22 protein-coding genes and 1 riboswitch are annotated in these 23,954 nt (G+C 38.1%); of the genes, 7 read left to right on the top strand and 15 right to left on the bottom strand.

Annotated elements, in window-relative coordinates; genetic code table 11:
* Window positions 1-414: 414 nt before the first annotated feature.
* The 6 genes from plsY (at window position 415) to C9J37_RS10825 (ending at window position 5,656) form a co-directional block, all read left to right on the top strand.
* Window positions 415-1,017, top strand: a complete 603-nt coding sequence (gene plsY, locus C9J37_RS10800) for a glycerol-3-phosphate 1-O-acyltransferase PlsY (RefSeq protein ID WP_069512652.1) — start codon at window positions 415-417, stop codon at window positions 1,015-1,017.
* A gap of 19 nt (window positions 1,018-1,036) precedes the next feature.
* A complete protein-coding gene (locus C9J37_RS10805) occupies window positions 1,037-1,327 on the top strand; it encodes a HesB/YadR/YfhF family protein (RefSeq protein WP_107895345.1) in 291 nt (96 codons plus the stop codon).
* A 146-nt stretch (window positions 1,328-1,473) separates the two neighbouring features.
* A complete protein-coding gene (locus C9J37_RS10810; RefSeq protein ID WP_107895346.1) occupies window positions 1,474-3,015 on the top strand; it encodes a spore germination protein in 1,542 nt (513 codons plus the stop codon).
* 21 nt (window positions 3,016-3,036) lie between these two features.
* On the top strand, window positions 3,037-4,233 hold the full coding sequence (locus C9J37_RS10815) for a Ger(x)C family spore germination protein (protein WP_107895347.1): 1,197 nt from the start codon (window positions 3,037-3,039) through the stop codon (window positions 4,231-4,233).
* Window positions 4,234-4,239: 6 nt separating this feature from the next.
* Window positions 4,240-4,470 (top strand): hypothetical protein, encoded by a 231-nt coding sequence (locus C9J37_RS10820; protein ID WP_107895348.1) that lies wholly within the window; start codon window positions 4,240-4,242, stop codon window positions 4,468-4,470.
* A 28-nt stretch (window positions 4,471-4,498) separates the two neighbouring features.
* Window positions 4,499-5,656: a GerAB/ArcD/ProY family transporter gene (locus tag C9J37_RS10825; RefSeq protein WP_107895349.1), complete on the top strand. Its 1,158-nt coding sequence runs from the start codon at window positions 4,499-4,501 to the stop codon at window positions 5,654-5,656.
* 77 nt (window positions 5,657-5,733) lie between these two features.
* Here C9J37_RS10825 and metA read toward each other — a convergent pair whose 3' ends face one another.
* Entirely contained in the window at window positions 5,734-6,669 is a 936-nt protein-coding gene (gene metA, locus C9J37_RS10830; RefSeq protein WP_024361791.1) for a homoserine O-acetyltransferase MetA, read from the bottom strand.
* 101 nt (window positions 6,670-6,770) lie between these two features.
* Window positions 6,771-6,880: riboswitch (SAM riboswitch) on the bottom strand.
* Between the two features lie 243 nt (window positions 6,881-7,123).
* Between metA and C9J37_RS10835 the strand changes: the two genes are divergently transcribed.
* Window positions 7,124-7,495, top strand: a complete 372-nt coding sequence (locus tag C9J37_RS10835; protein WP_024361792.1) for a nucleotide excision repair endonuclease — start codon at window positions 7,124-7,126, stop codon at window positions 7,493-7,495.
* Between the two features lie 95 nt (window positions 7,496-7,590).
* Here C9J37_RS10835 and panF read toward each other — a convergent pair whose 3' ends face one another.
* From panF to C9J37_RS10905, 14 genes are all read right to left on the bottom strand, one after another.
* Window positions 7,591-9,036: a sodium/pantothenate symporter gene (gene panF / locus C9J37_RS10840; RefSeq protein ID WP_107895350.1), complete on the bottom strand. Its 1,446-nt coding sequence runs from the start codon at window positions 9,034-9,036 to the stop codon at window positions 7,591-7,593.
* On the bottom strand, window positions 9,036-9,299 hold the full coding sequence (locus C9J37_RS10845; RefSeq protein WP_024361794.1) for a YhdT family protein: 264 nt from the start codon (window positions 9,297-9,299) through the stop codon (window positions 9,036-9,038). Before C9J37_RS10845 ends, panF begins: the two co-directional genes overlap by 1 nt.
* 244 nt (window positions 9,300-9,543) lie before the next feature.
* Entirely contained in the window at window positions 9,544-11,010 is a 1,467-nt protein-coding gene (locus tag C9J37_RS10850) for a class I adenylate-forming enzyme family protein (RefSeq protein ID WP_107895351.1), read from the bottom strand.
* A gap of 17 nt (window positions 11,011-11,027) precedes the next feature.
* On the bottom strand, window positions 11,028-11,759 hold the full coding sequence (gene fabG / locus C9J37_RS10855; RefSeq protein ID WP_025219463.1) for a 3-oxoacyl-ACP reductase FabG: 732 nt from the start codon (window positions 11,757-11,759) through the stop codon (window positions 11,028-11,030).
* Complete coding sequence (gene phaZ / locus C9J37_RS10860) at window positions 11,743-12,654, bottom strand: intracellular short-chain-length polyhydroxyalkanoate depolymerase (RefSeq protein ID WP_107895352.1); 912 nt, start codon at window positions 12,652-12,654, stop codon at window positions 11,743-11,745. The genes fabG and phaZ overlap by 17 nt, the downstream gene beginning before the upstream one ends.
* 12 nt (window positions 12,655-12,666) lie before the next feature.
* A complete protein-coding gene (locus C9J37_RS10865) occupies window positions 12,667-13,671 on the bottom strand; it encodes a 3-oxoacyl-ACP synthase (protein WP_107895353.1) in 1,005 nt (334 codons plus the stop codon).
* Window positions 13,668-14,687: a branched-chain amino acid ABC transporter permease gene (locus C9J37_RS10870; protein WP_107895354.1), complete on the bottom strand. Its 1,020-nt coding sequence runs from the start codon at window positions 14,685-14,687 to the stop codon at window positions 13,668-13,670. The genes C9J37_RS10865 and C9J37_RS10870 overlap by 4 nt, the downstream gene beginning before the upstream one ends.
* Window positions 14,684-15,556 carry a branched-chain amino acid ABC transporter permease gene (locus tag C9J37_RS10875; protein ID WP_107895355.1) on the bottom strand — a complete coding sequence of 291 codons (873 nt, stop codon included), beginning with the start codon at window positions 15,554-15,556 and terminating at the stop codon, window positions 14,684-14,686. Before C9J37_RS10875 ends, C9J37_RS10870 begins: the two co-directional genes overlap by 4 nt.
* Window positions 15,557-15,571: 15 nt before the next feature.
* A complete protein-coding gene (locus tag C9J37_RS10880; protein WP_107895356.1) occupies window positions 15,572-16,279 on the bottom strand; it encodes an ABC transporter ATP-binding protein in 708 nt (235 codons plus the stop codon).
* Window positions 16,254-17,030, bottom strand: coding sequence for an ABC transporter ATP-binding protein (locus C9J37_RS10885; RefSeq protein WP_107895357.1), 777 nt, complete (start codon window positions 17,028-17,030; stop codon window positions 16,254-16,256). The genes C9J37_RS10880 and C9J37_RS10885 overlap by 26 nt, the downstream gene beginning before the upstream one ends.
* 112 nt (window positions 17,031-17,142) lie before the next feature.
* Window positions 17,143-18,372: a substrate-binding domain-containing protein gene (locus C9J37_RS10890; protein WP_107895358.1), complete on the bottom strand. Its 1,230-nt coding sequence runs from the start codon at window positions 18,370-18,372 to the stop codon at window positions 17,143-17,145.
* A 189-nt stretch (window positions 18,373-18,561) separates the two neighbouring features.
* A complete protein-coding gene (locus tag C9J37_RS10895; RefSeq protein ID WP_107895359.1) occupies window positions 18,562-19,392 on the bottom strand; it encodes an alpha/beta fold hydrolase in 831 nt (276 codons plus the stop codon).
* A gap of 72 nt (window positions 19,393-19,464) precedes the next feature.
* Complete coding sequence (locus tag C9J37_RS10900) at window positions 19,465-22,653, bottom strand: AfsR/SARP family transcriptional regulator (RefSeq protein ID WP_107895360.1); 3,189 nt, start codon at window positions 22,651-22,653, stop codon at window positions 19,465-19,467.
* Between the two features lie 226 nt (window positions 22,654-22,879).
* Window positions 22,880-23,860, bottom strand: coding sequence for a diaminopimelate dehydrogenase (locus C9J37_RS10905; protein WP_107895361.1), 981 nt, complete (start codon window positions 23,858-23,860; stop codon window positions 22,880-22,882).
* Window positions 23,861-23,954: the final 94 nt, after the last annotated feature.

The following is a 23,954-nucleotide window of genomic DNA, read 5'->3' on the forward strand; positions in this document are numbered from 1 at the left end:
TATCTTCACTAAAGCCAGCATTGAACGCCTTCTAATTACTTAACACTACAGCATACCAAAAACATCATCGGTAGACGTTTTCTGTTGAGTGATGATTTTTAATAGCTTCACAAGAGAAATTAAAGATAGACTTCTATTCTACCAAAGGAATGTGTGATTGACAAAATTGCCATTTTACCTATATTTTAAGAAAGTGCTTAGGTATTAATACGATACTAGTTCCGAATAACCTAACATAAGCTATCATAAGCCTGTGACTTTTGAAATCATGAAGTGCTTTTTCCTTTTGTATTGAATTCAAGGCTCATGATGAAATCTCCTTCATATCATTGTAGATTAAAGAGAAAAAGTGTAAAATACTTGTTACAAACTATTAGTACCAAGTGTTATTATTTGGATGAAAGGAGTCCACCTATGTTAAACGGACTTATTATTTTATGTGCCTATCTCATCGGCTCTATACCTTCCGGGTTATGGATTGGCAAAATATTTTACAAAACAGATATTCGCGAGCATGGTAGCGGCAATTTAGGGGCTACCAATACTTTCCGTATATTAGGGAAAAAAGCAGGTTTAGTGGTGACGGTGATGGATGTTTTAAAAGGAACAGCAGCCGTGTTACTAGTGACGCTACCAGTATTTGCTGATGTCACGATTCACTCACTTATTCTAGGGCTTGTTGCGGTCATTGGACATATGTTCCCTATCTTCGCAAGTTTCCGTGGCGGTAAAGCTGTTGCCACTTCAGCTGGCGTCCTCCTAGGCTATTCTTGGCCTTTATTCATTTTACTATTCATCACTTTTATCGTAACATTAAAGCTCACGAAAATTGTCAGCCTCACATCAATGATTGCGGCACTCGTAGCATTAATTTATTCGATAATCTATTTTTTTGTGACAGGCGATTTTGCATTAGGGATTTTAGTAGCCTTTTTATTTACCTTTATCATTTATCGACACCGAGCAAATATTTCGCGCATTAAAAATGGCACGGAGCCAAAAGTTAAATGGCTTTAAACATGAAAGGAGTTCTCGCATGAATATCGCACTGACAGCGCAAGCTTTACAATGGTTTAAAAATGAAATGGAAGTCGAAAAAGGTGATTCAATTCGCTTTTATGCTAGATATGGCGGCTCAAGTCCCTTTCATGAAGGTTTTTCCCTAGGGATGACACGTGAAGAACCGATTGAGATAGGCGTTCAAACTGTAGTAGACGATGTCACATACTATATTGACGAAAAAGATTTATGGTTTTTTAACGATTATAACTTACACGTTGATGTAGACGAACAACTTCACGAATTAAAGTATGACTATAAAAAATAACACAGTATTTCCTTTCGCTATTGAAAGGAAATACTGTTTTTTTTATTTCAAAACTAAACCATCTTAAGTTTACTCGTTTTGGTTTAGCTCTCCACAAAATTGACCATCCTCATACTAGTCAATCTATACTCTGAGGAGGAATATAAATGCCCGTTTCCGAAAACAACAATACCTCCCAACAGCCATTAACGAATTTACTGCACACTTCGCTTTCAGAAAATATTTTTACAATCAAAGAAGCACTTGGTCATAGTAATGATGTGATTATTCGTGAAATTATTATCGACAAACTTGATTGTTTATCCATCGCCATTATCAACATTGATGGTATTTCTGACAAAACTGTTATTACGGATTTTATACTTGAAAATCTACTGCTTGAAATTGACAACGAACCGGAAAATAAAATTGACAATATAAACGACTATATGAAAAAACAATGTTTAGCGGTAGGTGATGTAAAGGATCTTTTTGATTTTACCGCATTATTTACGTCCATTTTAAATGGTGAGACCGTCATTGTATTAGAAGGGCAATCCGTGGCAATTGCGACAGATACTAAAAGCGCAAAAGATCGAGCCGTCACCGAGCCACAAACAGAATCTGTGATTAGAGGGCCACGAGAGTCTTTTACTGAAACATTGCGGACGAACACAGCACTCATTCGTCGCAAAATAAAAAGCCCTAATCTTTGGATAAAATCTCGGGTCATAGGAGAGGTAACCCAAACAGATGTAGCTGTTATGTATATCAATGGCATAGCCAATGACAAAATTGTACAAGAGGTGCTTGACCGCCTAGATCAAATTAAAATTGATGGCATATTAGAAACCGGATATATAGAAGATTTTATTCAGGACTCGAAATTTTCTATATTCCCAATGATTTACAACACAGAACGTCCAGATGTTATTGCCGCTGAATTATTAGAAGGTCGAATTGCGATATTAGTGGATGGAACACCTCTTGTGTTAACCGTCCCTGTCGTATTTACATCCTTTTTACAGGCTGCAGAAGATTATTACCAAAATTGGATTATTAGTTCACTTATCCGACTTTTACGTTTTTTTGGTATTTCGCTTGCATTAATTATGCCTTCTTTATATGTAGCTATTACGACCTTTCATCAAGAAATGCTACCGACGCCGATGCTTATTAGTATCGCTTCACAGCGAGAAGGCGTGCCCTTCCCTGCCGTTGTAGAAGCGCTAATTATGGAAATTGCCTTTGAAATATTACGCGAGGCAGGTCTACGGATGCCAAGAACGATTGGTCCAGCGGTATCCATTGTCGGTACGTTAGTAATAGGTCAAGCTGCCGTGGAAGCTGGCGTAGTATCCGCAGTGATGGTCATTATCGTGGCATTAACAGCCATTTGTAGCTTCCTATTTCCTTCTTACGGCTTATCAAATACGATTCGTGTCCTACGCTTCCCTCTTATGATATTAGCTGCGATTTTTGGTTTATTTGGGGTGATGTTCGGCATTATGATGATTATTCTTCATTTATGTAGTTTAAGATCTTTTGGTGTTCCCTATATGAGTCCATTCGGGCCATTAATTGTGAAAGATCAAAAAGATGCGATGGTCTTATTCCCACGTAGAAAGTTATTTACAAGACCACGACTCGTTAGTCAACAAAATAATGTCCGAGAACAACAATATTACGAAAAAAGAACTAAACATTAAAGTGCAAATGAGGAATCCATCATGTCAAACAGAAAGATGATTTTGTTATTCTTAATCCTCACTTTAATATTGAGTGGTTGCTGGAGTAAGCGGGAGTTAAACGAATTAGCGATCGTCGTTGCACTTGGCATTGATAAGGTAGACGAGGAGTATGAAGTTTCCATTCAAGTTGTTGCTCCGAGTGAAATTTCCTCAAGGCAACCGTCTAGTGGACGTGCCCCCGTTGTTACTTACCATGCAAAGGGAAAAAGTGTGTTTGAAGCCATTAGAAGAATGACAACAATAACACCACGGAAACCTTATTTTTCTCATCTACAAATTGTCGTAATTGGTGAAGAATTAGCAGAAGAAGGCTTAAACGAACCGCTAGATTTTATTGCAAGAGATCATGAATTTAGAAACGACTTTGATCTTGTAGTATCTCATAAAGCGCCTGCAAAAGACGTGCTGAACGTATTAACACCCATTGAAAAAATGCCAGCCAATAAATTATTAAATTCGATTAAGGTGTCGGAAAAATCATGGGGTTCAACATTATCTGTTAACACAGATGAATTGCTTAATACCCTTAGTAGCAAAGAAAAAAGTGCGGTATTATCAGCAGTTGAAATACACGGAGATTTGCAATTAGGGATTGACCAAACCAATGTAGAAAGGATTAAAACACCTGTTATTTTAAAATATGCGGGTATCGCTATCTTTAAAGAGGATAAATTAGTGGGGTTATTATCAGAAGATGACAGTATTTATTTTAATTACTTGAATAACAAAGTTAAAAGTACCGTAGAAGTTCTCGCGTGCCCTAAAGGTGGAGAGTTATCAACAGAAATTACAAGTTCGTCCTCCAAAATTAAAGGGACGTTCAAAAATGGTACGCCACAAATCACGATAAAAATTGATGTTACACAAAATATTGGTGAAGTGAATTGTGCCATTAATTTAACCCAAAACAACACGATTCAACAGATTGACCAAAAGACAGCAGAAAAAATAAAAGAACATACAGAAAAAACTTTAGCTATTATTCAGAAAAATTATAAGCTCGATTTATTAGGTTTTAGCGAGGCACTCCATCGCAGCGATCCGAAAAAGTGGGAAAAGATTCATAAAGAATGGTCAACAATTTATCCAACTGTACCTGTTACGATCGATGTACAGGTCACAACCCAAGGATTAGGAACAATTCAAAACTCATTATTGTACAATTCAAAGGAGTAACTCACGATGTTTATTAGCATGATCGTCATACTTGTTTCGTTGATTATTGCCTATATTACGATTCCTCCATTATTGAAAAAAGGCGAAAAAAAAACAATATTCGCCTTTTCCATTTTATTGTTTATAGGCGCCATTTTAAATATCGCCATTGGTTTAAAAATAAATATCCCTAGCCCATTAGATTTTATTACATTTATTTTTACACCTATTAGGAAAATGTTATTATCATTTTTTTAATAAGAATGACTAGAAAGGGTAGTGACTAATGGAAAAACAATTACTTAGTGCCAGACAATTTACAATCATTACCCTTCTCCATTCTATTGGGACGGCCATATTAATTGTGCCAGCGAGTATTACGAAGCAGCTTCATCAAGATGCATGGATTGGCGCAACTATTGGCGTCTTATTAAGCTTTTTAATTGTAAAACTGTATACAAGTCTTGGAAATCAAACACCGCACCTTACGTTTGTCGAAGCAAATGGAAAAATTTTAGGTAAATATCTTGGAACTTTAACCTCTCTAGGGTTTATCACACTCGCATTTTTTTCGGCAAGTGAATTATTATATTTTATCGGCATCTTTATGCAAACAGAAGTAATGCCCGAGACACCTACTTTGTCCTTTGCTGTATTATTTACCATTATTCTTGTTTTTGCATCGTTTCTAGGCATTGAAGTGTTTGCACGGTCAGCAGAAATCCTATTTCCTATATTTTCATTTATATTTATTGTATTTCTTATTTGTATTTCGCCTCAAATTAATATTGAAAATATTCAACCCATTTTTGAAACAAAGACAACATCATTAATAACCGGTATTCTTAAATTTATGAGTATTTTTTCATTCCCGCTCGTTATGTTACTTATGATTTTCCCTTCTGCTGTCAATATACCGAAAGCAGCGCAAAAAGGATTTTATTTCGGCACACTTTGCGGAGGAATTGTATTAATTATCATTATAGCCCTCTCAACACTCGTGATTGGTCCAACGAATACTTCCATTGAGACATTTCCTAGCTATGCACTGGCTCAACGGATTTCTATAGGCAATTTTTTTCAACGTGTTGAAATTGTTATGGCTGTCATGTGGATTATCTCCATCTATATTCGAACATTTCTCTATTTTTATGCATCTGTAATAGGTATAGCACAAATACTAAATATTAAAGATCCTCGACCATTGATTTTGCCATTAGGAATGTGTATGATTGCGCTGTCTCAAATTGTTCATCCGAATATTGTGCATTCTAATAATTATAATCAAAAAATTTGGCCGCTGTATTCAGGCTTATTCACTGTCTTATTAGCCCTATTATTACTAGTCATTGCAAAAGTGCGAAAGATTCGAAGCAAAACAGCCGGTGACCATTCAAATCAACAGACTGAAAAAAGTACATTGAACTCAAGTGAAACACCATAAAAAATCCAACTTCTCAGTATATCGATTGAGAAATTGGATTTTTTAGAATTTCATAAGAGCAAATGGAAGGCGACCAATTAGATATGGTATTCAATTTCATCAACAAAATCCCATTCATACGGCGTTTCTTGATAAACATAGTAGTTTAGCCAATTGGAGAATAATAAATGGGTATGTGCTCGCCATGTATTAATAGGTTCTTTAGCTGGGTCATCATTCGGGAAATAGTTAACAGGCACTGCAATGTCGATTCCTTTTGCCACATCGCGACTATATTCATCGGCTAGTGTTGTCGCATCGTATTCTAAGTGCCCAGTAATCATAATATTTTTATTATCTTTTGATTGGACAATAAAAACGCCTGCATCTTCTGAATATGATAGTAAACGTAATTCCGGATGATTGCGTACTTCTTCGATTGAAACAGAAGTATACCGCGAATGTGGTGCTGTAAATAAATCACTAAATCCTCTTACTAAATCGACCGTTAAATCCGTAATCACATGTGAATATACACCCGAACACTTTTCTGGTAATTCAAATTTTCCGATGCCATAGTGATGATATAAGGCAGCCTGTGCACCCCAACAGATATGCAAGACAGATGTGACATTCTTAGCAGACCAATCCATTATCTCTGAGATTTCTTCCCAATAATTCACTTCTTCAAATGCCATTTTTTCCACTGGTGCACCCGTAATAATCATCCCGTCAAAGCGACGATGGCGTATCTCATTAAATGTTGAATAAAAGAGTTGTAAATGCGATTTACTAACATTTTTAGACTCGTGTGTTGCCGTATTTAAAAATGTTATATTGACTTGTAATGGCGTATTTCCAAGCAATCGAAGTAATTGTAATTCTGTTTTCTCTTTTTCCGGCATTAAATTAAATATTAAAATATTTAACGGACGAATTTGTTGTGTTTTGGCACGATCTTCTTCCATGACGAATATTTTTTCCTCACGTAAATGTTCTCCAGCTGGTAAGTTTTTCGGAATATTAATTGGCATATTGTAGTCCCCTTTTCTTTCATTTTTTTCTCTCTATGTAAAATTAAAAAATCCCCCTCATTCCATAAGAGCAAGAATGAGAAGGATAATTATCACGTTCACTCTTATCTCTCAAAGGAAAAATCCTTTGGTGGAATTAGCACCTTTCTAACAATGTTAGAGGTTGCTGAAGCGTCATAGGGCCAAATCCCTCAGCTTCTCTTGATAAGATTATTCAATTAAAAAGAATTGTATCATGAACAATTAAGAATTTCAATAATACATAGAATATTTCGTATTTAAACGAATGGAAGCTTATGAATTGTTAAACACTACTATCAAGTTATATTTTTGACAGCCAGTCCCAATTCTAATAGGCATACACGAAAATTAATGGAACCAATAAATCGTAATGGCAATCATAGAGGTATTATGTTAACATATACCTTTAGTAACAGAGAGGAACGTGAATATTTTGATTAAAATTGAACTCCCAAAACCAGACTTAGTAATTCGTCAACGTGAGCAAGTATTAAAACCAGGGGATGTAGAAATTACGCCTTTCCACGGTTTTATTGATTTCCATAAAATCACTCGCGAAAAAGGTGGCATTTTCTTATTTTATAATGAAAAAAATGAGCTATTATTTGTAGGGAAAGCACGTAAAATTCGCCAACGTATTAAAAAGCATTTTGAAGATAATGTATCACCAATGAAAAAATACCGTGATGAAATTTTCAAAATCGAAGTGTATGAAATTGATGATCCAATGGAACGTGAAATTTACGAAACATATGCGATTAACACATTCCGTGCAAAATATAATCTAGATAAAGTATTTTATTAAGATTCAAGCCGTTAGCATACATGATGCTAACGGTTTTTCTATTCTATAGTGGCAAAAAGAAAAACCCCAAGCGTTGTCACTCGAGGTTTTCATCATTAGATAAATAGTTTTTCATCTTTAAATTTATGAGCTGTTAGCCAACTGACAATAACAAAGATAATCAATGAAGCTACTATCGGGATGGTCACCGTATGCATACCAAAAATCGTCGGATAAAAGCGATCAATCATAATATATAACGTCATGCCCGTAACCATGGACGCAATCGCACCGTATTTATTGGCTTTTTTCCAATACAACCCTAGGACAACTGACCAAATAAAGACAGCCTCTAAGCCGCCAAATGCAAATAAATTGAGCCAAACAAGTAAATCTGGCGGATTTAACGCAAATACAACGACTGCTAAACCAATCACCGTTGTTACCACGAAGCTAGCACGCTTGATTTCTCTATCATTGGCAGTGGGCTTGATATAGTTCAAATAAATATCCTTTACCACTGTTGAACTAACTAGCATCAGCAACGCATTCACGGTAGACATCGTCGCTGCCATTGGTGCTGCTAACACAATGCCCGCTAAAAACGGCGGCAGCACTTTTAACGTAAGCAACGGCATTACCTTATCACCAATTTCAATGCCAGGAATTACTGGACGGGCTAATACACCAATCAAGTGCATTCCGAACATAATTGTCCCAATAGCAATTGTGCCAATAATAATCGCTAAATGCATGCTTTTGGAATCTTTATAGCTCATGGCGCGGACTGCTATTTGAGGGAGCCCTACCACACCAATGCCGATTAAAATCCAAAATGTTGAGACGTACAATGGTGTCAGTTCCCCTTCAGCACCAAATGGTGACACTAGGTTTGGATTTTCTGCAACAAGGGACGTCATAATTTGATCGATGCCACCACCGGCAACGATTGTCCCAATCAGTAAAATAACAGTACCAATCACCATAATGGAACCTTGAACCGTATCCGTTAACGCTACAGCACGGAATCCTCCGATAATTACATAAATTAATACTGAAACAGCAAAAATAAAGAGTGCTGCTGTATAGTCAAGACCTGTTAATGATTCAATTAAGCGCGCGCCCCCGACCCATTGTGCCATCATCGCAGAAAATAAAAAGACAATAATACTAATCGCGGACAATATAACGATGACATGGCTTTTGTAGCGTTCACGTAAAAAATCAATTAATGTAATCGCTTGATAGCGGCGAGCAATAATGGCAAATTTCTTGCCTAGTATCATCAGTACAAAATAGCCTGCTGGCAGTTGAGCCATCGCTAACAAGACCCATCCAAGCCCTTTATTATAAGCAACACCCGGTCCACCGATAAAGCTGCTTGCACTACCATACGTGGCAATCATCGTCATTGCTAGGATAAAGCCGCCCATTTCACGACCGCCAAGAAAATATTCCTGTAAAAATGAATTCGATGAACGAACATGCTTATTCGCCCATATGCCAATCCCAAAAATAATAATTAAAAAAACAAGAAGCGGAAAAATAACTTGCCAATGCATTATTCATCCACCTCCCCGTCATCAAATGGTACCTCTTTAAAAAAGAGCTTTAAGACGAGCCAGATTAATACAATCATAAAACCTGTTCCAGCGATGCAACTATAGAAAAACCAAGCGGGGAAACCCAATACATACGAATATGCTGTTGGATCCCCCGAACCTAGACCATATGCAAAGCCGTACCAAATTGCAAAGTTGACAAATACAAGCCCAATGCCAATAAGCGCCTCACGATGCGCAATTTTAAAGCGTTGATCTTTCAAAATAGAATCCCCCTAACCTACTCTATTTTACTGTGATGTAGGTCTAATGGGAAGCATTGTGAGAAAAGTAGATAAAAAAAGCGAAAGTTAGCGAACAATACCTATCAAATGGGTGTCTTAAAAAGGCTCCTCAGAATATGCTTTCTGCCTTTTCGGGCGATTGTTGTGATTTTTGTGGCGATTTCCCCCTTCTTATTGGCGGTTTCAGAGTCTTTCGTGGCGATTTCACACACCTTACCTATCTTCAAGAGCTTTTTAATTGCAATTGAAGCGCTTTTTTATCAATTTTCCCAACAATCGTTTTTGGTAATTCATCAATCATAATAATTTTTTTCGGGATTTTATAGTGACCTAAATAGCTTCGACACAGGTTTTCTACTTCGTCTACTAACGTATCTGACTTATGATGGCAGACAATAAATGCTGTGACAATTTCGCCCCAATAATTATCTGGTGCTCCAATGACTGCCGCTTCTTTTACGAGCTGATGACGAAGTATGCATTGCTCCACTTCTTGCGGATAGACGTTCTCCCCACCACTAATAATCATGTCTTTCCTACGACCGACGATATAAAAATAACCTTCTTCATCCATTGTCGCTAAATCACCAGTCCTTAACCAGCCATCTCGTATCGTATTGTCGGTTTCCTGCTGATTATTCCAATAAAATCGAAACATATGCTTCCCTCTAACGAACAGTTCGCCTACTTCATGGGCAGCGCAGCTTTCACCCGCTTGATTGATAATTTTCGCCTCATTAAATTGCATACTTTTACCTACTGCCCCCTTTTTGACATAGGCTTCTTCACGTGAGATATAAAAATTGTTCGGTCCAGCCTCTGTTAAGCCATAACCTTCTTTAAAAAAAAGTCCCTTTTTAAAAAACGCATCATATATCGGCAGAGGGCACGGTGCGCCGCCAGATAAAAACACCTTTACAGTGGGAAAACTACTTTTGTGAAAATAATTTGTCGTTATCATGGCTTGATACATCGTTGGGACAAAAAGCGAAATCGTTGTCTTATAGAAATTAATTGCTTTTAGTGCTGTTTCCGCTTCAAACTTATCACCGATAACAACGGTCCCACCCGCCATTAACAATGGAATGGATAGTGCGTTAAGCCCACCGGTATGAAACATAGGCATATAGTTTAACGTACAATCGTCTTCACATAACCCCCAACTAATAATTGTATTAATTGCATTCCAATTTACAGAATTGAAAGACAACACTACCCCCTTTGCTTTGCCAGTTGTGCCACCTGTATAAATCATTAGCCAAGGTTCATTTAAATCCAGTTCTATTGAGCTCGCAATAGTCGCTGACGGCAGAACTTGTTGAATAGGGTACATCGTTGCTAGTTGTAAAGGGCATGGTATTCCTTGATCATATAAAAGTAAAGAAGGTGTAGCATCCGCAACAATTTCATTTAACTCCTCTGCACTTAAGCGCCAGTTTAAAGGAACATAAATCAGCCCCCGTAATCCACAAGCAAATAATATAGCAAATAAGTGACTATTATTTCGAGAAAAAACCGCTACTCGGCTACCTGCCTGTAATCCTTGATTTTCAAAAAAATGGCTCCATTTGGCGATTTCAAGTGTTAATTGCCGATAAGTCCATTGTTCATTTGTTTCTAAGTTCACTAATGCTAGCCGATTCGGTGTTAAAGATGCACGATTAAAAATCCAAGCTTGCTCTGCAAACATCTTGAACTCCTCCTTTATCACATCATAATAGCGCCATCCACATGGAGTGTATGACCATGGACATAGGAAGCCTCTTCAGATGCTAAAAATAAATAAGCATTAGCAATATCCCTAGGTGTACCTAATCGTTGAAGCGGCACGATTGCACGCATTTTTTCCAGTACCGTTTCGGGCATCTTTTTGACCATTTCAGTTTCTGTAAATCCAGGTGCCACCGCATTCACATTGATGCCTTTACGCCCTAACTCCTTTGCCCATGTTTTCGTCATACCTACAATCGCAGCTTTTGAAGCAGCATAATTTGTTTGCCCTACATTTCCATAAACACCACTGACCGAGGAGGTATTAATAATTTTTCCGTATCCAGCAGCTATCATATGAACACTAACCTCTTGCGTGCAGTGGAAAACCCCTGACAAGTTGACATCAAGCACTTGCTGAAATTGGTCCTCTGTCATTTTTGACAACATGGCATCGCGTGTTATTCCTGCATTATTTACTAAAATATCAATGCGACCAGCTTGCTCGATCACAGTTGTCACAAGCTTTTTCACACTCTCTCTATCTGCTACGTTAACCTGCACGAATATAGCTTTTTCACCTAGTTGATTGGCTGCCATTTTTCCTGCGTTGTCATCAAAATCCGCAAGATATACAACGGCTCCTTCTTCTATGAATCGTTCTGCTGCAGCAAATCCTATCCCGTTTGCCGCCCCTGTAATAATGGCTACTTTATTGTTTAAGCGCATTGATTTTCCCTCCGAATTGTAAAAATGTTTCAATTTCAAATAGCAGTTGTTGTAAATCATCGATTAGCGGAGAATGCCCACAATTTTTTAAACGAACAAATTGTGCATGCTTTGCTAAATCGCACATTGTTTCCTCATTCATTTGCTCGGTAATCACTAAGTCACGGTCTCCTCTTAACACTAAAATCGGAATGTTTAGTTGTTGTACTTCATTCGTCCCTTTCGCCACTTCGTTATCTACTGCACTTAAATTAAAAGTATTTAACGCGTGGTAAACTTCGGCTAAATTTCTTTGTGTGAGCATATCGGCTACATAGGCATCATAGTGTTCAGGGTCGGGCTGACGATGGGTATAAATGATTGTATCCCAAATCGACTTTAAGCCTTGGCTATTTTTTGTATCGTAGAAACCTTGTACCGTCTTTGTTTTCGACGTATCCATCAGTACTTCTTGATACGTGGCAGCTCTTTTGAATGCGGCTGGATTGCCCGTACCGAAGTCACTATAAAATGGATACCCCCTCGTCGAAGCGGACGCCAATAAAATCAGCCGTTGACAATAACCTGGATAATTTGCAACAAACTGCATGCATACGGCTCCGCCTGTGGACCAGCCAATCATGTCAAAATGGTCTAAGTCAATGGCATCCACAAATAGTTTGACATCATCACTAAAATCTTGAATAGCGCGAATAGGTTGATGATAGGATGAACCTCCAAAACCTCTTAAATCAATGGCATAAATCGTGTAGTTTGGATCTAGAGCTTCCAACAGCACATCCCAATGTTTGGAGGAGGTCATATTACCATGAATACACAATAACGTTTGGTTACCTCCATCCCGCTTCCGATAAGCCATTGTTTCCCCGTTTCTTAGTTGAACCGTTTGTAACATCGTGCTTCCTCCCTATCCCCAGCGAATTGTTATAGCTCCCCATACATAGCCGATACCCGCACTAACAAGCGTGACAATGTCCCCATCCACAATACGCTTTTGCTCTAATGCAAGCTGTAATGATAATATTTGATCAATTTGTCCAATATGACCATAGTCTTGAAGATAAATGGATTGTTCCTCTTTCAAACCAAGTTCTGATAGGATATATGCATGCGCAGAGCGCTTCATATGAAGCATAGCGAGATAACTAATATGTTCTTCTCTTAATCCACTTTTCGCTAAAGATGTACGAATGACCTTTAAAAAATTATTTAAAGATTTTTGCTCAAGCCGTTCTTTCATACCGACTGGATCTAAAACATCTAATTGGTACAAATTATTCGCTAAATCTTCTGGTGTCAAAGGCTTTTTAGTACCTCCAACGGGGATAACGACATCCTCCGAAAAAGAACCATCTGTCATAATATCCGCTTCTAATAAATGGTTGCGGCTGTAATTTTTTTGTAAAACAATAGCACCCCCACCTGCGCCCAAATTATACATAAAGCGTGTTCTCGGATTGCGATAATCGATAAAATCAACATTTCGATATCCTCCTGCAAGTAACACGGTGTGAATGCTGTCATCAGATTCCATTAAGCTTTTCGCTAACTTTAGTGCCATGATCGTCGTCCCACAGCGTAATTGCACATCGAATGCCCACGCATTGACGGCACCAAGCTCTTCTTGCATTTTGATAGAAGCCGTCCAAAGTGGATATTCCTTATGCTCTTCCCCTATATACATCACGACATCAATTGTTTTAGGTTCAATTCCTGCTTTTTGTATAGCCTCTTGTGCAGCACAAATGCCCATTTGCACCGTATGATCCTGTTCATCAGGAATTGGTTTTTCGTGTATACCCAATTTGTGTCGAATAATGTGCTCAGGAATCATCGAACGTGCTGCAATTTCTGTTGCGGTCATTTTCCTTTGTGGAATATAGATTCCTGTACTGACAATACCTACAGTCATTCAAACCCCTCCTTTTCATGTGACAGGGCAGGTGGTGTTTTCCTTTTTGCTTTAAGCTTCCTTCTCCAATTCGAAATTATAAAACGGATGGAGCCTATAATCCCTTTTGGGAAAAAGATGACGGCTAAAATATAGAGAATGCCAAAGAAAATAATCCAACGTTCAAATATTGGATAATCTCTCGCCATGCCTGAAAGTGTATGTTGTGCATACTCAATCACGGCAGCACCAAGCAATGGTCCAACTAATGTACCTACGCCTCCAATAATCGTCATTAATAATGCATCTAGCGTGATGTCCATCGTCATAACACTTGTATTAACAAATCGTAATGACAGCGCATAAAGTGAACCCGCTAAGCTAGCTACCGTCCCAGCTATAATTGATGCGATTACTTTATAATGTAAGGTTTGAAATCCTAATGATTTTGTTCTTTGCTCATTTTCGCGCACCGCGATTAAAATACGTCCGGTTGGTGACTGTACGAAGCGATAGAGCGCAATAAAAACAACTACCAAACATGCGAGTACAAAGAAATAAAAGGTTATACGATCTTTAAACATTTCTGGTGCTCTAAATGTAAATCCGTCATTGCCATATGTAATGGAACGCCATTTTTCAGCAACAACTAAAAACAATCCAGAAAAAGCGAGTGTGAGCATCGCAAAAAAGTGACTTTTTAAACGCAAAGTTAGTAATCCAACAACAAAACTAACAATGCCTGCTAAAAACATCCCTACAACAATGGACAATAAAAAGATAGAAAGTGTCGTATCGACTTGCTTCAGCATAACCGCTGTTGTATAAGCACCTATTCCAAAGAACATGGCGTGCCCAAAAGATACTATCCCTGTATAACCAAGCAAAATATCATAGCTCATTGCTAAAATACCAAAGATAAAAATTTGCGTTAATAAGATAATCAATGTCCTTGAATCATTGACGAATGGCAGAAGTACGAGAATCGCTAGCATAAGAACAAAACTAAGATGCTTCCACGTCAGCTTTTTCATCATGTCGATCGCTCCTTTCCGATTGTAAATAAGCCTTGTGGTCGGAAGATTAATACGATTGCCATGAGGATCATATTGACAGCAAGTGATAACACCGGTACATAATAAGCCATAAAACTACCAGCAAGCCCTACTAAAATAGCAGCGAGCAGCGAGCCTGAAAAACTTCCCATGCCACCTATCACAACAACGATAAAGCCTAATATTGCATATTCCATCCCCATCTCGGCATAAATAACGCCTGAATATGGTGCCATTAACATACCGCTCAATGCGGCTAAAGTAGCGCCTACCATAAAGACATATAAGAATACTTGCTTAATATGAATACCAAGTGCTTGCGCCATTTCTTTATCCTGTACACCCGCTCGTACAATTAGCCCAATCTTTGTTCGCTTCAGCATGTATTGGAAAATCCCAAAAATCACAAATCCTACTACAATAATAAATAATCGATATTTAATTATAATGACATCGCCAAATTCCCAACTCCCTGCTAAATAGCTGGGTGTTTTCACGGACACACCATTCGGGCCAAACACGACCTTAATCATTTCTTGTAATACAAGCATTAACCCTAAAGTGATTAATATTTGTTGAATATGATTACCATATACTGGTGTAATAATAAACTTTTCCGTTAATAAACCTAAAATGGCACCTGCAACAAGCGCTCCAATAATGCCAATTAAGAAACTTTCTGTGTACATATACGTAAATATCCCTGCATAGGCACCCCAGACAAATAATCCGCCATGTGCAAAATTCAAAACATCCATTAGCCCAAAAATTAATGTCAGCCCTGCTGCAAGCAAAAAGATTAACATGCCTGTAGCCAGCCCGTTAATAACCAAATTTACGATTAGTTCCAACAAACCACACCTCCTTTATCCGATGCCAAGATATTTACGCTTCAACTCTTCATTTTGGATAAGCTCTTTCATGTTCCCTGAATGTACTGTTTTACCATCATCAATTAATGTGTACGTATCGCCAATTCGACTGGCCATCATAAAGTTTTGCTCCACAAGGACAATGGACGTTTGCTTCTTCATTTCAACAATGGCTTCCATCACTTTCTCCACAACAATTGGCGCAAGCCCTTTAGAAGGCTCGTCAATCAAAATCAATTGACTATCATTGATAAATGCTCTTGCCATTGATAGCATTTGCTTTTGACCACCAGAAAGATGACCACCAGCTTTTTTCCAAAATTTCTTTAAATCCGGAAAAAGCTCTAGTACATACTGCTGTCGCTCCATAGCAGCCGTATCCTCTTTGCGCATCGCCACTTTCATATTTTCTTCTACCGTTAAATCGGAAAAGATTCCTTGATTTTCGGGTACGTAGCCAATACCTAATTTCGCCACTTTGTGGGTTGGGCTTTTTTTTATCGATTGCATTTGAAATTGAACATCGCCTTGTGAAGCGGGTGTCAAACCCATAATCGTTTTTAACGTGGTTGTTTTCCCCGCGCCATTTCTCCCTAGCAGTACACTGACCTGCCCTTCCATCGCCTCAAAATTCACACCCTGCAAAATATGGTATTGCCCAATATGCGTATGAACATCATGTAATTTCAGTAAGGTGTTCATCATACAGACCTCCTAAATAAGCATTTTGTACGGTTTCATTTTGCATAATGGCATCTGGCGTTCCATCGGCAAGAAGCTGACCATTAAATAACACCATAATGGAATCAGACAAATCCAAAATCATATCCATCTTGTGTTCAATTAACAAAATGGTTTTATCCCCTTTATTTTTAATTGTTCGAATTACTTCTAAAATAGCTGGTACTTCTTCTAATGACATACCGGCAGTAGGCTCATCTAGCAGTAAAATTTCCGTATCCAGTGCAAGCAACATCGCAATTTCTAATTTGCGTTTTTCCCCATGCGACAGCATCGTTGTCAACGCATCTCTTTTGTTATGGAGTAAAACAAGCGTCAATAGCTCTTCCGCTTTTTCTGTAATCGCTTGATAACTTTTAAAATGGCGAACCATTTGATAACGTATTTTTTCTTTAGATTGCACGGCTAGTCGCACATTTTCTAACACTGTTAAATTTGGAAAAACATTTGTAATTTGAAATGAACGGCCTAGCCCCATACGTGTTCTTTCAACCGAAGATGCTTGCGCAAGCGACTGTCCTTTAAAATACACATCACCAGCAGTGGGTTTTAACTCTCCACTAATTAGATTAAAAAATGTCGTTTTGCCTGCCCCATTCGGACCTATAATGGATTTCAAATGTTTTTCTGGCATTGTAAAATTCACATGATCGACCGCAATATGACCACCAAATCGAATCGTTAAATTTTCTGTTCGCAAAATAGGTTCCATATTAATCTCCTTTCCAATGTTTCTATTGCTCTTCACCTGCTCTTCCAAAGAAGAGATGAAGAGAGACAGAATGACATTGTTTTTCTGTCTCTCCAAGTAAAGGAAGGATCGTCTAATTCGAAATCGGTGGTGCCGTTTCCTCAGGACTAAGCTCACGAATTAGCACGGGCACTGGATAGTCAACACCCTCTTGTTGTTCTAAACGAATCGAATACATCGACTGTAAGGCTTGATGATCTTCTTTTCGGAAAGTCATTGTGCCTTTTGGCGTTTCAAATGACATTCCTTCCATAATGCCAATTAGTTTCTTTCCGTCCGCATCCCCTTGCGATTTTTTCAACGCTTCTACAATCGAAATCGCGGCAGACATCCCACCAGGTGTAAATAAATCTGGCACTTCATCAAAGCGTTTTTGGTGCTCCTCAACTAACCATTGATTCACATCATTTTGTGGCAACGTATGATAGTACACCGAGAACCCTTCCATTCCTATTAGCGGATTCATAAACTTTAGGGCAATAATATCTGGTGCGCCTGTAGAAATTTTAATGCCTTTCTCTTGAATTTTAAGATCGGCAATTTGATTCCAAGGCGAGTTAGCCCCAGCCCACACAACAAATAAATAATCCGGCTTGGCATCAATCACTTTTTGCAAATTAGACGTAAAATCCGTTGCTGCTGGATCGGCATATTCTTCTAAAACAATTTCTGCACCTAGTTTTTCCGCCGCTGTTTTAAATGCTTTTACTCCATCCCAGCCGAATGAGTAATCAGGTGCAAATGTTGCAATTTTAACGCCCTTGTTAGCGATAGCAGCCGCTGCAGCATATGCATCTTGTGAGGAGTTTCGCCCTGTACGGAATATATAGTCATTAAATTCTGCACCGGTAATACTATCAGCTACTGCTGGTTCTACGACCATAATTTTTTCGTATTCCTCTGCTAATGGCAGGACAGCGAGCGTATCACCAGAGCTAGATGAACCAACTAAAAAATCCACTTTATCATCTTCTAGCAGTTTGGTAGCCTTTTGTACTGCTACTTCCGGTTTCGTTTCTGTATCTTCATACACAATTTCTATTTTTTTACCGTTTACCTCCATGCTACCGTTTGTTGCATATTCGATACCTAAGTCAAACCCACGCTGTGTTTGCTTTCCGTACGATTCTAAAGCACCTGTCAATGACGCCAGTACTCCGATTTTAATCGTGCCGCCTTGTTCTCCTTCCGCTTCCTTTGAAGCAGAACTATCAGTGGAACTTTCTTTTGCTCCTTCCCCATTACAAGCTACTATCAACAAAGTCAAAACGGCTAACAGTAACAATAACCAATACTTTTTCATCCCAAAACCCCTTTCATTGTGAACTATAGAAAGCGCTTTCTTCGCCATGCATTTACTATATAAAAGTCCAGTTACAAATCAGTTACAAATTCAGAATCGTGATTGGAAGAAATAAAAAATGAGTTTGGCTCATGCCAAACTCATTGAAGTGATTTCTTTGTATTTCCCTCTTTCATACGAGTACTTGCGCTACAAGAAAAAAGAGCTATTCGTTTCTTCTACTCGATCTAACCATTCGCTAACAAGCACATGAAAAAGATGAGATTGTTCTATTTGTAGATTATGCCCTGCTCTATCTAAGATGGAGAATGTTGCTCTTGGGAAAAATTTAAGCAAGTCAAGGGCATCTTGATAGCCGACGACCGAATCTTGCTTGCCTAATAAAAACAGACTCGGTTGTTGGAAAAGAATGTCCTTTAAAGCAAAGGAAAACCCATAGTTTTGCAGAATTTTTTCAAGAAAGTTTTCATCCGCCAGTTGACAGCCAACTAATACTTCATTCTTATATCGATTCCAGTTATATGCATCTAAGACCACTTGATGGGTGCTGAAATCGTCTACTTGTTGTTTCGTTAATGTGGCTAAAAAAGGTTGATTAGCTGCAACAATCGTATGTGCTGGCACAATGCGATCTTGCTTTTCGGGAACAATCATAGGGCAAACAAAGGCAACACCTAAAATACGATCCTCAAGTTTCTGCATGATACCTCTTGTTAAGTACCCACCATAAGATTCACCCGCTATAACAAAAGATTGACTCGGCAAAACTGTCTGGATAAATTCTACTACTGCTTCTAACATATCATCTGTATTATGGATGTGTTCATAATCTTTTGTTTTACCCATACCTGGTAAATCAAGATAAATGCGTTTCCAGCCTTCCCGTTGCGTAAAAATCGGCTCCATACATCCCTTCATCAGTCGATGATCGGGAGTAAATCCGTGGAGCATAATAATAGGTTGTCCTACACCTATCTCTTCATAATAGATTGTTGCATTCGTTACTTGACAAAATGGCATTTGAGCTCCTCCAATAATTCGACAGATATTACGAAATTATTTAAATAACATTTACAGCTTTCCCTATGCGTGCTAGCTCATTATTAAATCATACACAGCCATTGTTGATTCCATCGGCGTTGTTTTGAGCTCTGTTTGTAATTGTTGTACACATCTTTCATACCATTTCAATGCCAGTGAGCGGTTATTCAATTGGTAATAACTATACATTAAAAGACGATACCCTTCTTCCCAAAGTATATCTTCTTGAATTATTTTCTCTGCATAAAAAATGGCTTGTTTAAACTGATGTTGGCGCGTGGCATTTTGGGCTAATCGTTCAAGTACTTCAATATATAAAGTCTGTAACTTATCACGGTCTTGCGTCAACCAATCAATTTGCTTTTTTTCTGCATATAAAACATCTGTATAACTATGCGCAGCCAGTTGCAGCCACTCATCCGAAAAATGAGGGTCAAACTCCTCCATCCCCAACGTATAATAATAATAAAATCGTTCGACATCAATATGCAAAAACTGAATATGCTGTAGCTGATACATATTGTTTTTGCGATGAATAAAAAAGCTATCCTGACGGGCATTTCTCCTTGGTTCTAGCACTTTTAACAAAGTATTTAAAACAACTTTAAAATCGCGATCTACTGTCTCCACAGAACGTTCTGGCCATAACGCATGCGCAATTTCCTCTTTGGGCATATACCGTTGGCGATGACAATACAAATAAACAAAGAGCTCCTTCGATTTTTCGCGTTGCCATTCTTTATCTCCCAGTTTCTTATGATTTCTGATTAAATTTAAACTACCAAATAAATTCACTTGCATGTCATCTGCAGGATACACGATATTGCCTTCCATTTGAAAATAATTTCGTAATGTTTGAATTGTGGTATTGTTTAGCCCACAGTGTTCACTATACTGCAAAAGCTCATAAAAAATCATTAAATTTGTGGGGCCGAGAATGGATTTTCTTTGAAAAAAATAATCATAGCCATTAGCAATACAAGTACTTGCAAAGCGCTGAAAACATTGACAAAATAGATGTGCGTTATTCTCTTGCAAGGCAATAACAGATTGATAGAAAAAAACATGCATCTCCCCATATTGATCGCCACAATCAAGAAATAGCTTATGTGCCTTCACTAGTATTTGTTTGGCTTCTTGCCACTCCTGACACGAAATCATCACCTTCACTTCAGCAAGTAAAATAAGGGCTGTCATCCAAGCATCTTGTACTTGCTCCGTTTCCTGCAAACCTAAAGCTAAATATTTTCTGGCAGCAACATAATCCCCTTGTGCATGTTTGGCAATGGCAAGTCCCATATAGGGTTCCGCCTTTACACGCGAAATATTAATGGTATTCATTAACGTAATCGCCTTTTCATAGGCATCACAAGCCCCAGCATAATTCGGAAAATCTAATAATAGCAAGGCATGCGCTTTTCGATTGTAGCCTACTGCCTCAATAAAAATAGACTTTTCACGCACGCCTCTTCGAATGCCATGCTGAGCGGTATACCACGCTTCTTTACCATGACCTAATAGGGAGAAAACAAAGGATGCTAAAAGCTCACTTTCCCGATGTGTAGCTACTAATTGCGGAGGCATTTCCAATCTTTCAATCAAAAGATTCTTTGCTTCCACTAGTTGACCCGTGCGTAATAAAATCCGCACATCTACATTTGCCCTATGCAACACAGCTTCATTTAACTTGACTTCATCTATAAATTGTTGTGCCTTTTTTGCCTTTCCTAAATTCACTAGATTCTCTGCATACTGACGTTGCAATTCTAAAAGCGCTTCCTCACTTAACGCAGCTTCCGGAGCCAATTGTAAGGCACGCATTAAATAGGGTTCTGCTAATGCAGGTTGGATTGTATCAAGATAAATGTGCGCTAATCCAGCCTGTGCCTTTGTCATATAGAGCACATCATGATTGCTTTTAGCCATCTTTTCAGTCATTTCGTACGCATATTTAGCCTTTTCATAATAGGCTCGATATCGATGGCACTCCCCTTCAAAAAAATAGAGACGATAAAACTTCACTTTTTCCTCCGTCGAAAAACGATGAATTTTCTCTAATAGCCACTCAAACTGACCAGCTTTTACTAGATTTTCCGCATAATCTTGCAATAGTGTGCCACTAAAGTTCGAATCATTTGTTTTAAATGCATGATGTAAAATAGCATGCACATCGTTTTCTTGAACGTAAAACAAGGCAGCTTTTTTATGCAATTGAACAAATTGTTGCGGATTTTGCTGCCATTTTAATTCTAAAAATCGACGAAATAAAGCATGAAAACGGTAAAAGCCATTTTCAGCCATTGGTTGAATAAATAAATGTTTTTGCAACAACTGTTTGAATGTCTCAGCAGTTTCACTCTGATAAAACTGCGCAATTAACGCTTCGGAGAAAGTAGGAAATATCGCTAATTGAAGTAATGTCTTTTGCTCAAATTTAGGCATCTTGAAGAAAACTTCCTCCGATAAGTAAGTAAACAAGTCGTTTGAATGGATTGTTAACCAGTGGTCTAGCGCTTCATAGTTCCATTGTTCAGCTAGTAATGTGATGGAGATTGCCCAGCCTTCTGTAATGTCCAATACTATTAGTATTTCATCTTGTGACAAGTGTGTGGCTACATAGTCTTCAAAAAACACAGCAATTTCTTCAGCAGAAAATGCTAAATCCGTTTCTGTTATAAAATGAGCTTTCATCTGCATTTTTAATTTTCGAATGATATCCCATTTCGGTAGTGTTCTAGAGGCGATTATAAAATGAATATGAGGTGGCGAAAATTCAATAATTTTTTCCATAACATAGTTTATATGAAATTCATGGTCGACTAAATGATAGTCGTCAATTACAAGTAAAAAGGAGTGTTCAATCTCACATAAACGATTGACAAATAACTTATACCAACGATTCAATTCTTCAATTTTAGGAAAGCGTGATACCTGATTCCAATTGTCAAATTGTACACCGAAGTGCGGTATGACCCGTTGAATACTATAAAGTAAATGTCTTAGAAAGGGTAATATATTATCATCCTCTTCGGAAACACTATACCAAGAAAACGGGCTCGATTCCGCATGTAAAAACTGTGCTAAAATTGTGGTCTTGCCGTAACCAGCACCACTATGAATAAAAGTACAGGTGTGTTCAAGACCTTTTTTTAGTTTTTTCATCAATACAGCCCGACGAATACAATGATTGGATGGAATTGGTGGAATACATTTCGATTGAATAATAATATCTGCTGTCATTTTTACACTAACCTCCCCATAAGAACGGTAAGACGGGTTGTGGAATAGACTACATTCCATTCTTTTTGAATAGTTAAATTATTGACAGTTTACCATATACTATATGTAGTTTTACATATTTCCAATGAATATTGCGACAAGCTATTATTTTATGTAGAAAATAAAAGATAGAGAAATAAAATAATCCCGATTATCATAGGAGATAATCGGGATTGGGGCTTTATTTTTATAATAGTTCCTTACGTAATTGTTCAGCTGATTTCGGAGATAACAGACCGAACGGAATATCGAATACTGTTTTTGCACCTTTTTCACCCGCTTGACTTAAGCGGTGTGCTGCACGTGCATAAGCCACAAGGACACTTGACGTGAAGTTTGGATTACTTTCAAGTTTTAACGAGAATTCTAAAATTTGTTTATCATTAGCGCCGCTTTCACCACTGCGAATAACGAAGCCACCATGTGGCATGCCTGTATGGTTGGCATTAAACTCATCTTCAGAGATAAAGTTTACAGTTGTGTTATACTCATCGAAATAGTTCGGCATTGTTACAATTTCTTGCTCTACTTTTGCCGCATCTGCACCTTCTTCAAGCACTACCCAGCATTCACGTGCATGCTTTTCACGTGTAGTAAGCTCTGGATTCTCACCATTACGAACACGTTCTACAGCATCTTTGATAGGTAATGTATACTGTACAGCATTTTTAACCCCTTCAATACGACGAACTGCATCCGAGTGACCTTGACTTAAGCCATCACCCCAGAATGTATACGTTGTACCTACAGGTAATACTGCCTCGCCTAAAACACGATTTAAAGAAAATAGACCTGGATCCCAACCTACAGAGATAACAGATACTTTACCAGATTTTTGAGCAGCAGCGTCAACCGCATCGAAAAACTCTGGAATTTTCGCATGAGTATCAAAACTATCAATTGTATTAAACCATTGCGCAAAGTGTGGACCTTGCTCAGGTAAATCTGTTGCAGAGCCACCACATAAAATCATTACATCAATGTCATCTTGAAATTTTTCAGCATCATCTACTAAATATACGCTCGCGTTACTTGCAACGCTCACTGTTGAAGGATCGCGACGAGTGAATACCGCTACTAATTCCATATCTGGATTTTGTGAAATAGCGAATTCAACACCGCGCCCTAAATTTCCATAACCGACAATACCTACTCGAATTGCACTCATTAAAATTCCTCCTCACGTTAACGTGACAATGTGAAAACTTTCACGTTAATTCTACTTACAATAATACTGTGAGTTAGAAAAATTCACAATAGTT

The sequence above is a fragment of the Lysinibacillus mangiferihumi genome (assembly GCF_003049665.1).
GTDB lineage: Bacteria > Bacillota > Bacilli > Bacillales_A > Planococcaceae > Lysinibacillus > Lysinibacillus mangiferihumi.